Source organism: Methylobacterium sp. AC315, assembly GCF_979253755.1.
In genome coordinates this window covers 423,838-439,026 of the sequence record NZ_CEEDEA010000002.1, presented here as the reverse complement: position 1 = coordinate 439,026, position 15,189 = coordinate 423,838, and the positions used below count along the sequence as shown (strand labels likewise).

Below are 15,189 nucleotides of genomic sequence, written 5' to 3'. Positions count from 1 at the left end.
CCCGATGAGCGACCTGATTCTCGAGAACGCGCGCCTGGTCCTGCCGGACCGCGTCGAGCACGGCTGGCTCGCCGTGGCCGACGGCCTGATCGCGGAGATCGGCACCGGGCGCGCGCCCGAGCGCGGCCTCGACCTCGGCGGCGACCACCTGATCCCCGGGCTGATCGAGCTGCACACAGACCACCTCGAGAGCCACTTCGCGCCCCGGCCCAAGGTCCGCTGGCATCCGCTCGGTGCGGTGCTGGCCTACGACGCGCAGATCACCGCCTCGGGCATCACCACGGTGTTCGATTCCCTGCGCGCCGGCAGCGACCCCGACGGCAGCGGCCTCGGCTCCGAGCTGAAACAGCTGGCCGCCGCGATCGAGACCGCGCGGGCCGGCAACCTGTTCCGGGCCGAGCACTTCACGCATCTGCGCTGCGAGCTGCCTTCGGCGGACGTCCTCGACACGGTGGCCGAGTTCAAGGCGCAGTACACGATCGGCCTGATCTCGCTGATGGACCACACCCCGGGCCAGCGCCAGTTCCGCGACATGGAGAAGTACTACACCTACGCCACGCGGGGCGGCCGGACCCTGGAGGAGATCCGGCTCAACACCGAGCGCAAGATCCGGGAGGGCAAGGCCCTCAACGGCCGCAACCGCCCGGCCCTGGTCCAGTTCGCGAAAGACATGGGCATACCCCTGGCGAGCCACGACGACACGACCCTGGCCGATGTGGAACTCGCGGCCGGGGAGGGGGTGGCGCTCGCCGAGTTCCCGACCACCCTGGAGGCGGCCGAGGCCGCGCACGGGCGGGGGATCACCGTGATGATGGGCGCGCCGAACCTGATCCGCGGCGGGTCGCATTCCGGCAACGTCGCCGCCCTGGCGCTGGCCGAGGCCGGCCACCTCGACATCCTGTCGTCGGATTACGTGCCCGCGAGCCAGCTGATGGCCGCGTTCCTGCTGCCCGAGCAGGCATCCGGGATCTCGCTGCCGCAGGCGCTGGCCACCGTCACGGCCAACCCCGCCCGCGCCACCGGCTTGACCGACCGCGGCGCCCTGACGCCCGGCCTGCGGGCCGACCTGGTGCGGGTCCAGCGCGCCGAAGGGGTTCCAGTGGTCCGCGAGGTCTGGCGCACCGGCCGGCGGGTCGCCTGATGGCGGGCTGCCTGGTCCTGGTGGTCGGCCCGAGCGGGGCCGGCAAGGATACGCTGATCCGGCTCGCCCGGGCGGAGTTGGCGGGCGACCCGCGCTACGTCTTCCCGCGCCGCCTGGTGACCCGGCCGCCGTCGGGCGACGAGGACAACGACGAGATCGACGAGGCCGCCTTCGCACGGGGCTGTGCGGCTGGCGTGTTCACGCTGCACTGGCGGGCGCACGGCCTGGGCTACGCGATCCCGGCGCAGGCCGCCGAATGCGCGCGCGGCGATCGCGTGGTGGTCTGCAACGTCTCCCGCCGGATCGTCGAGGAGGCCCGGGGCAGCGGCCTGCCGGTCAGCGTGGTCGAGGTCACGGCGCCTGCCGAGGTCCTGGCACGCCGGATCGCGGCCCGGGGCCGGCCGGAGGACGGGGACGTCGCCGCGCGCCTGGCCCGCGAGGTCCGGGTCTCGGCCGAACTCACCATCCTCAACACGGGTGCGCCGCAAGAGGCGGCGGCCCGGCTGATCGCGCATCTGCGCGCCCGCTAGAGCGCTCTTCGACGAAGTGGCTCCGGTTCGTCGGAGAGCGCGTCAAACCAAGAGCCGAGAGCCGTGCCCGAACCAACGCGGTCGGGCACGGCTCTCGCGTACTCAGCAAGCAACCGACCACAACACAACGAAAAAGGGCGCGCACCGGTCCCGGCACGCGCCCTCGAAGGATGGCCCGGGAGGATCGCTCCCGGGCCGGTGTCTGTGGCGAAGTCCTAGAAGCCGCCGAACTTGTAGTTGAAGCCGGCGCGGACGATGCTGCCCTCGGTCCGGAAGCGCGAGATGTACGAGCCGGTGCCGACGCCCGGGATGGCGCCGACGAGCACGCTCTGGCTGCCGAGATCGTAGTGCAGGTACTCAGCCTTGATGGTCACGGCGTCGTACTTGATGCCGAAGTACTTGCCGACCGCGAAGGTGTTCAGGAAGCTGTCGGTCGGGATGGCGAACTCGATGCCGCCGCCGTAGGCGAAGCCGGTCTTGAAGTCGTCGTAGCGGCCGGCGAACTGCAGGGCGCCGCCCGGGGTGTAGAAGTTCGCGTCGTGGAACACGTTGCCGTAGGCGAGACCGCCCATGCCGTAGACCATGACCCGGTCGAACGCGTAGCCGACGCGGCCCGTGAGGGTGCCGAGCCAGTCGAGGCTCTGGCGGAACTGGCTGATGTTCGGCGGGCCGCCCGCGACGTTGCCGGTGCCGAGGACGACACGGTTCTTGGTGATGTCGGTCCAGTCGATGCTGTTGGCGACACCGACGACGATGCCGGAGCCCGGCGTGAACTGATAGTTGTAGCCGGCGGTGCCGCCGATGTTGGCGAAGCCGTCCTGCGAGGTCGAGGTCAGGAGCGGCCGGCGGCCGAGCGCCACGTTGTTGGCGTTGCCCGGCAGGACGCCGACGGTGGTGATGCGCTGGTTGTCGGTGAAGGTGTAGGCGGACTCGAGACCCGCGTAGAAGCCCGTCCAGGTGAAGACCGGCACCGGGGTGAAGACCGGCGGCGGCGCGGCGCGGCGCGGCAGGTCGGCGGCGACGGCGGCCGTCGAGACCAGGGCCGTGGCAGCGCTGGCGAGGAGGAGCTTCTTCATCATGTTCGCGGAACCCGGGTGACCAGTGGTTGTCCCCACTTAAGCTCGGCTGCTCCAGGTCCGCTATGCCCTGCGGGCCACACTGTGTCTCGAAAGTGTCCACCGGAAGTGGTGGGCATCAATATTCAGGCCGCCCAATGTGGCGGTTCGGCGCTTGACAGACGCCGTCGTCCCGAGGGTCCCGTGCGCGCCGGACCTTGATCGCAAGCGGCCGACCCTCTAAGCGAACCGCGTTTTTCGCCCCGCTTCCGCGTTCGGGGCGGCCGTCCAGGATCCGGGGAACAGCGTGGTCCCCGCCGCAGGAATGGGAATCATGGGCAAGGAAAAGTTCGCTCGCACCAAGCCGCACTGCAACATCGGCACGATCGGTCACGTCGACCACGGCAAGACGTCGCTGACGGCGGCGATCACGAAGGTGCTGGCTGAGACGGGCGGTGCGACGTTCACGGCCTACGACCAGATCGACAAGGCGCCGGAGGAGAAGGCGCGCGGGATCACGATCTCGACCGCGCACGTGGAGTACGAGACGGCCAACCGGCACTACGCGCACGTCGACTGCCCCGGCCACGCCGACTACGTGAAGAACATGATCACGGGCGCCGCCCAGATGGACGGCGCGATCCTGGTGGTGTCGGCGGCCGACGGCCCGATGCCGCAGACCCGCGAGCACATCCTGCTCGCCCGCCAGGTCGGCGTGCCGGCGCTGGTGGTGTTCCTGAACAAGGTCGACATGGTCGACGACGAGGAGCTCCTGGAGCTGGTCGAGCTGGAGGTGCGCGAGCTTCTGTCGAAGTACGACTTCCCGGGCGACGACATCCCGATCACCAAGGGCTCGGCGCTGATGGCGCTGGAGGACAAGGAGCCCAAGATCGGCAAGGAGGCGGTGCTGGCGCTGATGGCGACGGTGGATGCCTACATCCCGCAGCCGGAGCGTCCGATCGACCTGCCGTTCCTGATGCCGATCGAGGACGTGTTCTCGATCTCGGGCCGCGGCACGGTGGTGACGGGTCGCGTCGAGCGCGGGATCGTCAAGGTCGGCGAGACGGTGGAGATCGTCGGCATCCGGGCGACCACGACCACGACGGTGACCGGCGTGGAGATGTTCCGCAAGCTGCTCGACCAGGGCCAGGCGGGCGACAACGTCGGCGTGCTGCTGCGCGGCACCAAGCGCGAGGACGTGGAGCGCGGCCAGGTCGTGTGCAAGCCGGGTTCGGTGAAGCCGCACACCAAGTTCAAGGCCGAGGCGTACATCCTGACCAAGGAGGAGGGCGGCCGCCACACGCCGTTCTTCACCAACTACCGGCCGCAATTCTATTTCCGGACCACGGACGTGACCGGGGTGTGCGAGCTGCCGGAGGGCACCGAGATGGTGATGCCGGGCGACAACGTGACCATGGACGTCACGCTGATCGTGCCGGTGGCCATGGAGGAGAAGCTGCGCTTCGCCATCCGCGAGGGCGGCCGCACCGTCGGTGCCGGCGTCGTCGCCGCCATCAACGACTGAGACCCCCGACTGAGATCCCGTTCGGCCCGGCCCGTCATCGGGCCGCGGTCGCGCGTGATCGGATCGGCGCCGGCCTCCGTCCCCACGGAGGCCGGCGCCGCCATGTCGGGCTCCCGCAGGCCCGAACCCACCCGCGACGCCGCTTTCGGGCTGCAGCCCCCTGAAAGTCCTCGGGAACCGGCCGCAAACCTCTTGCAAGCGACGCCGCGATCGGGCATTTGGCGGAACGCTAGGAGTGTAGCTCAACTGGTCAGAGCGCCGGTCTCCAAAACCGGAGGTTGCGGGTTCGAGTCCCTCCACTCCTGCCAGACATCTCCCCCAACCCCGCGCGGTCGCCCGGTCGACAAGCCGGCGGAGTTGCGCTAGAGCGGGCGCAATCTGAGATCTGAAGCGACCGTCGGTGCGGGCCTGCCCAGGCTCTCGGCGCCGGATGTTCGCGTTCCCGGAAGCAGGCCCTGCCTCGGGCCCGCGCTCGCAAAAAACACTGGCGCCATGGCATCGAACGAAGCGACCAAGAAGGTGGATGTGGTGCGCGGCGCGGCTCGCGGTCCCGCGAACACGCCGCCGGCCCGCCCGGCCACGCCCGCCAAGGTGCCGCAGAAGCGCGCGACGCCCGGCGAGTTCTTCTCCCAGGTCCGCGACGAGGCCCGCAAGGTCACCTGGCCGTCCCGCCGGGAAACCACGATCACCACCATCATGGTGTTCGTGATGGTCGTGGTCACCAGCCTGTTCTTCACGGTGGTCGACCAGGCCCTGCGCTTCGTGGTCGGCCTCGTGCTCGGCCTCTGAGGGGCAATATCGATCGGGGGAGACCTCGCGGACGTGTCGGAGTTGAACGGAACCGTGTCGAAGCGCTGGTACATCGTCCACGCCTACTCGAACTTCGAGAACAAGGTCGCGCAGTCCATCAAGGACCAGGCGGCCCAGCGCGGGCTGACCGAGCTGTTCGACGAGGTGATGGTCCCGACCGAGAAGGTCGTCGAGGTGCGCCGCGGCCGGAAGGTCGATGCCGAGCGCAAGTTCTTCCCCGGCTACGTGCTGGTGAAGTGCGACCTGACCGACGAGGTCTACCACCTCATCAAGAACACCCCGAAGGTCACGGGCTTCCTCGGGGCCGACAAGTCGAAGCCGGTTCCGATTCCTGACGCCGAGGCCGAGCGGATCAAGGGCCAGGTTGCCGAGGGCGTCGATCGGCCCAAGCCGTCGATCGCGTTCGAGATCGGCGAGACCGTTCGGGTCGCCGACGGTCCGTTCGCGAGCTTCAACGGCACCGTCGAAGAGATCGACGAGGCCCGCTCCCGCCTCAAGGTGGCCGTGTCGATCTTCGGCCGCGCCACGCCGGTGGAGCTGGAATACGCCCAGGTCGAGAAGGCCTGAGGCACGCACGTTTTCGGCGGCCGGTTTTCGGCCGTCCCTCCTCTTCCGGCCGGCGTTCCGCCTCGGCCGTGAAGCGGCCGTACCCTCCAAAGGGGCGGTCTCACCCGCGGAAGATCCGCCCGGCCTCGCCTCCGGGATCCACGGATCGCACCGCGACCTGTCATCGTCCGACCCGCCCGCGCCTAGGCAGCCCGGCGGCGGACGCAGTTTGGGAGGTATCCCATGGCGAAGAAGATCACGGGCTACGTGAAGCTTCAGGTCCCGGCCGGCGCGGCGAACCCGTCGCCCCCGATCGGTCCCGCGCTCGGTCAGCGCGGCCTCAACATCATGGAGTTCTGCAAGGCCTTCAATGCGAAGACCGCGCAGATGGAGAAGGGCACCCCGATCCCGGTGATCATCACCGCGTATCAGGACCGCTCCTTCACCTTCGAGATGAAGCAGCCGCCGGTCACCTTCTTCCTCAAGAAGGCCGTCGGCCTGAAGATCGGCAAGAAGCCGGCTTCCGGCTCGAAGACCCCCGGTAAGGGCCCGGTTGTCGGCAAGATCTCCGAGGCGCAGCTGCGCGAGATCGCCGAAAAGAAGATGCCCGACCTCAATTGCGACTCGGTCGAAGCGGCCGTCGCCATGATCCGCGGCTCTGCCCGGGCCATGGGCCTCGAAATCACGGCCTGAGGGAGGACATCATGGCACGCGAAGGAAAGCGCATCCGCGCGGCCCGCGAGGGCATCGAGGTGACCAAGCTCTACCCGCTCGACGAGGCGATCAAGCTGGTCAAGGAGCGGGCGACCGCGAAGTTCGACGAGACCGTCGAGGTCTCGATGAATCTCGGCGTCGATCCGCGCCACGCCGACCAGATGGTCCGCGGCGTCTGCAACCTGCCGAACGGCTCCGGCCGGACGGTCCGCGTGGCGGTCTTCGCCCGCGGCGCCAAGGCGGACGACGCCAAGGCGGCGGGGGCCGACATCGTCGGCGCCGAGGATCTGCTGGAGATCGTCCAGAGCGGCAAGATCGAGTTCGATCGCTGCATCGCCACCCCGGACATGATGCCGCTGGTCGGTCGTCTCGGTAAGGTGCTGGGCCCGCGCGGCCTGATGCCGAACCCCAAGGTCGGCACCGTCACCATGGACGTGAAGAGCGCCGTGGCCGGCGCCAAGGGCGGCTCGGTGGAGTTCCGCGTCGAGAAGGCCGGCATCGTCCATGCCGGCGTGGGCAAGGTCTCGTTCGATGCCGACAAGCTCGTCGAGAACATCAAGGCCTTCGCCGACGCGGTCGCCAAGGCCAAGCCGGCGGGCGCCAAGGGCACCTACGTCCAGCGCATCGCCGTCACCTCGACGATGGGCCCGGGCGTAAAGGTCGAGCCGAACACGGTCCTGACCGCCTGAGGCTGAGCCTCAAACCAACCGCTCCAGAAGCGCCCGGCCGGAAACGGCCGGGCGTTTTGCGTTGCATGCCCCGGCACCCAGCCCCGGGCTGGAGAAAACGCGCCCCTGTCCCGGGTCGGTGGAGCGCGGCGGAGCTTGGCCTGGGATCCAGCATGGGACCTGCCGCGCAGCGGCTTTTTCGCACTGTCCTTCACGTCATTCTCAACATGGAAGGGGGCGCCATCCCGCGCGGCTGTGCTAGATAGGCCCCATGCGCAGCACAGTCTCCGTCACGACCCGCCGACGCATCCTCTGCGTCTTTCCCGCCTACACGCCCTCGTTCGGCACATTCTCGCACGCCTACCCGCTGATGGGGGGCGTCAAGGCGTTCATGCCCCCGCAGGGCCTCCTGGTGATCGCGGCCTACATGCCCGAGAGCTGGGAGTACCGCTTCATCGACGAGAACATCCGGCGCGCCTCCGCCCAGGACTTCGCCTGGGCCGACGCGGTGTTCGTCTCGGGGATGCACATCCAGGAGGGCCAGATCCACGACATCGGCCGGCGCGCCCACGCCGCCGGCAAGGTCGCGGCGCTTGGCGGCCCCTCGGTGTCCGGTGCCCGGGAGAAATATCCGGACTTCGATTATCTCCATGTCGGCGAGATCGGCGACGCCACCGACCGGCTGATCGAGCGGCTCGACGTCGACGTCGCCCGTCCGACCCAGCAGGTTGTGTTCGAGACCGGTGAACGGCTCGCACTGTCGGACTTCCCGGCCCCGGCCTACGAGGCGGCGCCGCTCAAGCGCTACCTGATCGGCTCGCTGCAATTCTCGTCCGGCTGCCCGTATCGCTGCGAGTTCTGCGACATCCCGCAGCTCTACGGCCGCCAGCCCCGGCTGAAGACCCCGGAGCAGATGTGCGCAGAGCTGGACGCGATCATCAGCCAGCCCGGGCACCCGGCGGTGGTCTACTTCGTGGACGACAACTTCATCGCCAACCGCAAGGCGACCCGCGAGATGCTGCCCCATCTCGTGGCGTGGCAGAAGAAGAACGACTACCCGCTGCAATTCGCCTGCGAGGCGACGCTGAACATGGCCAAGCAGCCCGAGATCCTCGAGCTGATGCGCCAGGCCAACTTCATGACCGTGTTCGTCGGGATCGAGACGCCCGAGGCGGACGCGCTCAAGGGGATCGACAAGACCCACAACGCCGCCGTGCCGATGTACGAGGCGATCGAGACGCTCAACTCCTACGGGCTCGAAGTCACCTCGGGCATCATCCTGGGGCTCGATACCGACAGCGACAAGTCCGAGCAGAACCTGATCGACTTCATCGACAAGTCGGCGATTCCCGTCCTGACCATCAACCTGCTCCAGGCCCTGCCCAAGACCCCGCTGTGGGATCGGCTGGAGCGCGAGGGGCGTCTGGTCCACGATGCGGCGCTGGAATCGAACGTCCTGTTCAAGCGCCCGCACGACACCGTCGTGTCGAGCTGGCGCCGGGCGATCGCCCACGCCTACGAGCCGGATCAGCTCTTCTCCCGGTTCAAGTACCAGTGCCAGACTACCTACCCGAACCGGATCAAGACTCCGACCAAGGGCAAGCTGACCTTCACGAACCTGCGCCGCGGCCTCATCCTCGGGTTCAACATCATCACGCGGGTCGGTCTGCTCTCGGATTACCGAAGGCCGTTCTGGAGCGCCGCCGGCTACGCGCTCAAGCGCGGGCAGATCGAGGCGGTGTTCAACATGGGCTTCGTTGCCCATCACCTGATCCGCTTCACTCGCGAGGCCCTGCGGGGCGAGCACAACGCCTCGTTCTACGCGGCCAAAGCCGCGGAGGCCGAGGATGCGCGGCGGCGCTCGTGGTGGGAGAATGCCCGGCGCAAGCTGGCACCGGAGCGGGAGGCGGCCTAGCCCGCAACGGCGCCGTCCGCGGCATGTGCGCCGGCTAAGGGCGGCCGTGAACCTTGGGGGCGCGCTGCAGGCGGGGCGTTAGCCGGCTCTGATGCGCTCTGTGACCCGATCGGGCCGGACGGCCCCGGACGGTCGATCGGGTTCCTCCGCCGGTTCCGCGTGCCTTGCGAACGGTTGTCCGCAATGACGAATATTGGGCGGGCTCGCGACGGCCTGAGACGCAGCCTTCGGCTCATCGCCTTTGACCGGCGTCTCGTGATCGTCGATGCGGTGCGACGCGATCGAATCGGCACCCTGCGGATCATCGATCGAGGGCGGGACGTCGGGCCCCCTCTCAAGAATGCCGCAGGCCGGGATCGACGGATGCCCGGCGTCGCGAGCGAATTCTCCGCTCCGGCCCTTGCCTGCGGCGGAAAAGTCGCGCTTCAGCCCTTGGCAGGTGGCTTGCTAGCCTCTATACACCGCGCCTTACGCATTTCATCCTCACGGAAGGAGACGGCCAATCGGCCGGTTTCCGCATGAAATGTCGCCCGGGCAACCGGGTGGCAATAGCCGGCAGGATCCTGAGGGCGACGAGCCCCGCGGAGCCTTGTCCGGCTATGTCCTGTCCGAGACTGCAGGTGCCGGTTCGCCGGCTTAATCCACGCCCAACCTGCACAGACGGGGAAGACCGAACTTAGGAAAAGCCTCGCTTCGGCATATGCCGCGGAGGGGTGTCGGTTTGAACCAACTCACCCGAAACGGCCCTCACGGGCACGTGCGGGGACAGGGCCGCGAAGCGTCGTTCGGACGTTCCCGGTCTCTTGAAGGCCGAGACGACGTCCGGGCGGCATGTGCAACCGGCGGACCCGATTTCGGGTTCCGCCAACCGGAGAGAGCCCAGTGGACCGGACAGCTAAAGCTGACCTCGTCTCGACGCTCAACGGCGTGTTCAATCAGAGCGCCGTCGTCGTCGTGGCCCACTACAAGGGCCTCACGGTCGCCGACATGCAGAAGCTGCGTTCGCAGATGAAGCAGGCCGGCGCCACCGTGAAGGTCGCCAAGAACAGCCTCGCCGGCATCGCACTCGATGGTACGGACGTCGCCTCCATCAAGCCGCTCCTGAAGGGCCCGACCCTGCTCGCCTATTCCGGCGACCCGGTCGCAGCCGCGAAGGTCGCGGTCGATTTCGCCAAGACGAACGACAAGCTCGTGATCCTTGGCGGCGCGATGGGGAAGACAACCCTGAACCCGGACGGCGTGAAGGCCCTCGCCTCGCTCCCGTCCCTCGACGAACTGCGCGCCAAGATCGTGGGCCTGGTACAGGCGCCCGCGACCAAGATCGCTCAGGTCGTCAATGCGCCGGCGGCCAAGCTCGCCCGCGTGTTCGGGGCCTATGCCACCAAGGACGAGGCCGCTTGAGGCCCTTCAAAAACCCATCGTTCGAACCGATATCTGAGAGGAATTGATAATGGCTGATCTTGCCAAGCTCGTCGACGACCTGTCCTCGCTGACCGTTCTCGAGGCCGCCGACCTGGCCAAGATGCTCGAAGAGAAGTGGGGCGTCTCGGCTGCCGCGGCCGTCGCCGTCGCTGCCGGCCCGGCCGCCGGTGGCGCCGCTGCCGCCGTCGAGGAGCAGACCGAGTTCACGGTCGTGCTCGCCGCCGCTGGCGACAAGAAGATCGAGGTCATCAAGGAGGTCCGCGCGATCACCGGCCTCGGCCTCAAGGAGGCCAAGGACCTCGTCGAGGGCGCTCCGAAGCCGGTCAAGGAGAGCGTCACCAAGGACGAGGCCGAGAAGCTCAAGGCCCAGCTCGAGAAGGCCGGCGCCAAGGTCGAGCTCAAGTAAGTCGACGATGGGCCATATCCGGCCCATCACCCCACGGAGGTCCGTCCTGGGCCTATCGTGACTGGAGCCCGCGGGTGCAGCACCCGCGGGCTTTAGGCCGCTTCGGCGGAGGGCCCTGAAAACGGGCCAGAGAGATTCGGTTCGGTGGCGCGGTCCGGCGGGGCGCGCGTTACGGCCCGGCGCGGGAGGTCCCTTTCGGGAACGCTTCCCCGGGCGCGAGGCACGCGGGATGGAGCGAGTTCACATGGCCAACACGCTGGTCGGTCGCAAGCGCATTCGGAAGTTCTTCGGCAAGATCAAGGAAGTCGCCGAGATGCCGAACCTCATCGAGGTTCAGAAGGCATCCTACGACCAGTTCCTCATGGTCGACGAGCCGGAGGGCGGCCGCGGTGACGAGGGCCTCCAGAGCGTGTTCAAGTCGGTGTTCCCGATCTCGGACTTCGCCGCGACGGCCCTGCTCGAGTTCGTGCGCTACACCTTCGAGCAGCCGAAATACGACGTCGACGAGTGCCGCCAGCGCGGCATCACCTTCGCGGCCCCGCTGAAGGTGACCCTGCGGCTGATCGTGTTCGATGTCGATCCGGACACCCAGGCCAAGTCGGTCAAGGACATCAAGGAGCAGGACGTCTACATGGGCGACATGCCCCTGATGACGGAGAACGGCACCTTCATCGTCAACGGCACCGAGCGCGTCATCGTCTCGCAGATGCACCGCTCGCCGGGCGTGTTCTTCGACCACGACAAGGGGAAGACCCACTCGTCGGGCAAGCTCCTGTTCGCCGCCCGCATCATCCCGTATCGCGGCTCCTGGCTCGACGTCGAGTTCGACGCCAAGGACATCGTGCACGTCCGTATCGACCGGAAGCGCAAGCTGCCGGCAACGTCGCTGCTCTACGCGCTCGGACTGGACGGCGAAGAGATCCTGTCGACCTTCTACAACCGCGTGGTCTACGACCGCGACGGCGCCGAGTGGCGCGTGCCGTTCGACCCCGAGCGGATGAAGGGCATGAAGGCCACGGTCGACCTGATCGACGCCGATTCCGGCGAGGTCGTGCTCGAGGCCGGCAAGAAGCTCAACGCCCGCAACGCCCGTCAGATCACCGACAAGGGCACCAAGTACCTCAAGGCGACCGATGAGGATCTGGTCGGCCAGTACATCGCCGAGGACCTGGTCAACACCGAGACCGGTGAGATCTGGGCCGAGGCCGGCGAGGAGATCTCCGAGAAGCTCCTGAAGAGCCTCGACGAGGTCGGCATCATCGAGCTGCCGGTGCTCGACATCGACCACGTCAATGTCGGCCCCTACATCCGAAACACGCTGGCGGTGGACAAGAACTCCAACCGCGAAGGCGCGCTGTTCGACATCTACCGGGTCATGCGCCCGGGCGAGCCGCCGACGCTCGACACCGCCGAGGCGATGTTCCACTCCCTGTTCTTCGATTCCGAGCGCTACGACCTCTCCGCGGTCGGCCGCGTGAAGATGAACATGCGTCTCGACCTCGACGCTGCCGACACCGTCCGCACCCTCCGCAAGGAGGACATGCTGGCGGTCGTCAAGGCGCTGGTCGAGCTGCGCGACGGCAAGGGCGAGATCGACGACATCGATCACCTCGGCAACCGCCGGGTGCGCTCGGTCGGCGAGCTGATGGAGAACCAGTACCGCCTCGGGCTGCTCCGCATGGAGCGCGCGATCCGCGAGCGCATGAGCCAGGTCGATATCGACACGGTGATGCCGCAGGACCTGATCAACGCCAAGCCGGCGGCCGCGGCGGTGCGCGAGTTCTTCGGCTCGTCGCAGCTCTCGCAGTTCATGGATCAGACCAACCCGCTCTCCGAGGTGACCCACAAGCGCCGCCTGTCGGCGCTCGGCCCAGGCGGTCTGACCCGCGAGCGCGCCGGCTTCGAGGTGCGCGACGTGCACCCGACGCATTACGGCCGCATCTGCCCGATCGAGACGCCGGAAGGCCCGAACATCGGTCTGATCAACTCGCTGGCGACCTTCGCCCGGGTGAACAAGTACGGCTTCATCGAGACCCCGTTCCGCCGCGTGCGCGACGGCGTGGTCACCAATGAGGTCGCCTACCTCTCGGCCATGGAGGAGGCGAAGTACTACGTCGCCCAGGCCAACGCCCAGATGGACGAGAACAAGAAGCTGACGGAGGACCTCGTGGTCTGCCGCCGCGCCGGCGACGTGATCGTCGTCGGTCCCGAGCGCGTCGACCTTATGGACGTCTCGCCCAAGCAGCTCGTCTCGGTGGCCGCGGCGCTGATCCCGTTCCTCGAGAACGACGACGCCAACCGCGCCCTCATGGGCTCGAACATGCAGCGGCAGGCCGTGCCGCTGGTCCGTGCCGACGCGCCGTTCGTCGGCACCGGCATGGAGGCGGTGGTCGCCCGCGATTCCGGTGCCGCCATCGCGGCGCGCCGCTCCGGCATCGTCGATCAGGTGGACGCCACCCGTATCGTCATCCGGGCCACCGAGGAGGCCGACGCCACGAAGCCGGGCGTCGACATCTACCGCCTGCAGAAGTTCCAGCGCTCCAACCAGTCGACCTGCATCACGCAGAAGCCGCTGGTCCGCGTCGGCGAGCCGGTGAAGAAGGGCGAGATCATCGCCGACGGTCCCTCGACCGAGTTCGGCGAGCTGGCGCTCGGCCGGAACGTGCTCGTCGCGTTCATGCCGTGGAACGGCTACAACTTCGAAGACTCGATCCTGCTCTCCGAGCGGATCGTGAAGGATGACGTGTTCACCTCGATCCACATCGAGGAGTTCGAGGTGATGGCCCGCGACACCAAGCTCGGGCCGGAGGAAATCACCCGCGACATCCCGAACGTCTCCGAGGAGGCGCTGAAGAACCTCGACGAGGCCGGCATCGTCTACATCGGTGCCGAGGTGAATGCCGGCGACATCCTGGTCGGCAAGATCACCCCGAAGGGTGAAAGCCCGATGACGCCGGAGGAGAAGCTCCTGCGCGCCATCTTCGGCGAGAAGGCCTCGGACGTGCGCGACACCTCCCTGCGGGTGCCGCCGGGCGTCACGGGCACGATCGTCGAGGTCCGGGTGTTCAACCGCCACGGCGTCGACAAGGACGAGCGCGCCCAGGCGATCGAGCGCGAGGAGATCGAGCGGCTCGCCAAGGACCGCGACGACGAGCAGGCGATCCTCGACCGCAACACCTACGCCCGCCTGGCGGACGTGCTGATCGGTCAGGCGCCGGTGGCCGGCCCGAAGGGCTTCAAGAAGGACACCACGCTCACCCGTGAGCTGATCAACGACTACCCGCGCTCGCAATGGTGGCAGTTCGCCGTCATCGAGGACCGTCTCATGACCGAGATGGAGGCGATGCAGAAGCAGTACGACGAGTCGAAGAAGCGCCTCGAGCAGCGCTTCCTCGACAAGGTCGAGAAGCTGCAGCGCGGCGACGAGCTGCCCCCCGGCGTCATGAAGATGGTCAAGGTCTTCGTGGCGGTGAAGCGCAAGATCCAGCCGGGCGACAAGATGGCCGGTCGGCACGGCAACAAGGGTGTCGTGTCGCGGATCGTGCCGATCGAGGACATGCCGTTCCTGGAGGACGGGACCCATGCCGACATCGTGCTCAACCCGCTGGGCGTGCCCTCGCGCATGAACGTCGGCCAGATCCTGGAGACGCACCTGGGCTGGGCGGCTGCGGGCCTGGGTCGCAAGGTCTCCAAGGCGGTGGATGCCTATCTGAAGTCGCATGACATCGCGCCGCTGCGTCAGGAGATGGAGGCGATCTACTCCCCGGGCGAACTCGACGGCCTCACCGACGAGGAGCTGGCGGAGGCCGGCAACAACGTCCGTCGCGGCGTGCCGATGGCCACTCCGGTGTTCAACGGCGCCAAGGAGGCCGACATCGAGCAGATGCTCGAGATGGCCGGCCTCGACCGCTCGGCTCAGTCGACGCTCTACGACGGGCGGTCCGGCGAGCCCTTCGACCGCAAGGTGACGATGGGCTACATCTACATGCTGAAGCTGCACCACCTGGTGGACGACAAGATCCACGCCCGGTCGATCGGCCCGTACTCGCTCGTCACCCAGCAGCCGCTGGGCGGCAAGGCGCAGTTCGGCGGTCAGCGCTTCGGCGAGATGGAGGTCTGGGCGCTGGAGGCCTACGGCGCGGCCTACACGCTGCAGGAGATGCTCACGGTTAAGTCGGACGACGTGGCCGGCCGCACCAAGGTCTACGAGGCGATCGTCCGCGGCGACGACACCTTCGAGGCCGGCATCCCGGAATCGTTCAACGTGCTCGTCAAGGAGATGCGCTCGCTCGGCCTCAACGTCGAGCTGACGTCCTCCAAGAAGGCCGCGAACGACCAGCTCGAGCCGCCGGCCGACGCCGCCGAGTAGCGGCGGTCGCACGACAACCTCCCGTGGCGGCGTCGGGCCGCCACGGTCGAGCGGGGAGGGGCGGGGCCTCCCATGACGACGGCCAGCG

General features: G+C 67.9%; 12 protein-coding genes and 1 tRNA gene. 12 read left to right on the top strand and 1 reads right to left on the bottom strand.

Features of this window, described 5'->3' with window-relative positions:
- Nucleotides 1-4 precede the first annotated feature (4 nt).
- Both AC0IY0_RS04820 and phnN read left to right on the top strand, forming a co-directional pair.
- Nucleotides 5-1,141 carry an alpha-D-ribose 1-methylphosphonate 5-triphosphate diphosphatase gene (locus AC0IY0_RS04820; RefSeq protein ID WP_471763190.1) on the top strand — a complete coding sequence of 379 codons (1,137 nt, stop codon included), beginning with the start codon at nt 5-7 and terminating at the stop codon, nt 1,139-1,141.
- Entirely contained in the window at nt 1,141-1,671 is a 531-nt protein-coding gene (gene phnN / locus AC0IY0_RS04815; protein ID WP_471763189.1) for a phosphonate metabolism protein/1,5-bisphosphokinase (PRPP-forming) PhnN, read from the top strand. Before AC0IY0_RS04820 ends, phnN begins: the two co-directional genes overlap by 1 nt.
- Nucleotides 1,672-1,886: 215 nt before the next feature.
- Here the strand turns inward: phnN and AC0IY0_RS04810 are convergent, their stop codons facing one another.
- The gene (locus AC0IY0_RS04810; protein ID WP_147909785.1) at nt 1,887-2,750 is read right to left on the bottom strand and encodes an outer membrane protein; all 864 of its coding nucleotides are present in this window, start codon (nt 2,748-2,750) and stop codon (nt 1,887-1,889) included.
- Between the two features lie 310 nt (nt 2,751-3,060).
- Between AC0IY0_RS04810 and tuf the strand changes: the two genes are divergently transcribed.
- The 10 genes from tuf to rpoB all read left to right on the top strand — a co-directional run bounded on the left by tuf (nt 3,061) and on the right by rpoB (nt 15,101).
- Nucleotides 3,061-4,251: an elongation factor Tu gene (tuf, locus tag AC0IY0_RS04805; RefSeq protein ID WP_147853161.1), complete on the top strand. Its 1,191-nt coding sequence runs from the start codon at nt 3,061-3,063 to the stop codon at nt 4,249-4,251.
- Nucleotides 4,252-4,482: 231 nt separating this feature from the next.
- Nucleotides 4,483-4,559, top strand: a tRNA-Trp gene (locus AC0IY0_RS04800).
- 184 nt (nt 4,560-4,743) lie between these two features.
- Nucleotides 4,744-5,040, top strand: coding sequence for a preprotein translocase subunit SecE (gene secE / locus AC0IY0_RS04795; RefSeq protein WP_471763188.1), 297 nt, complete (start codon nt 4,744-4,746; stop codon nt 5,038-5,040).
- Between the two features lie 54 nt (nt 5,041-5,094).
- Nucleotides 5,095-5,628 carry a transcription termination/antitermination protein NusG gene (gene nusG, locus AC0IY0_RS04790; RefSeq protein WP_007566056.1) on the top strand — a complete coding sequence of 178 codons (534 nt, stop codon included), beginning with the start codon at nt 5,095-5,097 and terminating at the stop codon, nt 5,626-5,628.
- 222 nt (nt 5,629-5,850) lie between these two features.
- A complete protein-coding gene (rplK, locus tag AC0IY0_RS04785) occupies nt 5,851-6,300 on the top strand; it encodes a 50S ribosomal protein L11 (RefSeq protein WP_147908999.1) in 450 nt (149 codons plus the stop codon).
- An 11-nt stretch (nt 6,301-6,311) separates the two neighbouring features.
- On the top strand, nt 6,312-7,010 hold the full coding sequence (gene rplA / locus AC0IY0_RS04780; protein WP_007566052.1) for a 50S ribosomal protein L1: 699 nt from the start codon (nt 6,312-6,314) through the stop codon (nt 7,008-7,010).
- Between the two features lie 250 nt (nt 7,011-7,260).
- On the top strand, nt 7,261-8,904 hold the full coding sequence (locus AC0IY0_RS04775; RefSeq protein ID WP_471763187.1) for a B12-binding domain-containing radical SAM protein: 1,644 nt from the start codon (nt 7,261-7,263) through the stop codon (nt 8,902-8,904).
- Nucleotides 8,905-9,786: 882 nt separating this feature from the next.
- Nucleotides 9,787-10,305: a 50S ribosomal protein L10 gene (rplJ, locus tag AC0IY0_RS04770; protein ID WP_007566048.1), complete on the top strand. Its 519-nt coding sequence runs from the start codon at nt 9,787-9,789 to the stop codon at nt 10,303-10,305.
- A gap of 49 nt (nt 10,306-10,354) precedes the next feature.
- Nucleotides 10,355-10,732 (top strand): 50S ribosomal protein L7/L12, encoded by a 378-nt coding sequence (gene rplL, locus AC0IY0_RS04765; RefSeq protein ID WP_147897404.1) that lies wholly within the window; start codon nt 10,355-10,357, stop codon nt 10,730-10,732.
- Nucleotides 10,733-10,976: 244 nt separating this feature from the next.
- Entirely contained in the window at nt 10,977-15,101 is a 4,125-nt protein-coding gene (gene rpoB, locus AC0IY0_RS04760) for a DNA-directed RNA polymerase subunit beta (RefSeq protein ID WP_147908997.1), read from the top strand.
- Nucleotides 15,102-15,189: the final 88 nt, after the last annotated feature.

Excerpts from the sequence above, each read along its gene's own strand:
- phnN (WP_471763189.1), top strand. The coding sequence starts at position 1,141 with ATGGCGGGCTGCCTGGTCCTGGTGGTCGGCCCGAGCGGGGCCGGCAAG.
- AC0IY0_RS04820 (WP_471763190.1), top strand. The coding sequence starts at position 5 with ATGAGCGACCTGATTCTCGAGAACGCGCGCCTGGTCCTGCCGGACCGC.
- AC0IY0_RS04775 (WP_471763187.1), top strand. The coding sequence starts at position 7,261 with ATGCGCAGCACAGTCTCCGTCACGACCCGCCGACGCATCCTCTGCGTC.
- rplK (WP_147908999.1), top strand. The coding sequence starts at position 5,851 with ATGGCGAAGAAGATCACGGGCTACGTGAAGCTTCAGGTCCCGGCCGGC.
- rplL (WP_147897404.1), top strand. The coding sequence starts at position 10,355 with ATGGCTGATCTTGCCAAGCTCGTCGACGACCTGTCCTCGCTGACCGTT.
- rplA (WP_007566052.1), top strand. The coding sequence starts at position 6,312 with ATGGCACGCGAAGGAAAGCGCATCCGCGCGGCCCGCGAGGGCATCGAG.
- rpoB (WP_147908997.1), top strand. The coding sequence starts at position 10,977 with ATGGCCAACACGCTGGTCGGTCGCAAGCGCATTCGGAAGTTCTTCGGC.
- tuf (WP_147853161.1), top strand. The coding sequence starts at position 3,061 with ATGGGCAAGGAAAAGTTCGCTCGCACCAAGCCGCACTGCAACATCGGC.
- secE (WP_471763188.1), top strand. The coding sequence starts at position 4,744 with ATGGCATCGAACGAAGCGACCAAGAAGGTGGATGTGGTGCGCGGCGCG.
- AC0IY0_RS04810 (WP_147909785.1), bottom strand. The coding sequence starts at position 2,750 with ATGATGAAGAAGCTCCTCCTCGCCAGCGCTGCCACGGCCCTGGTCTCG.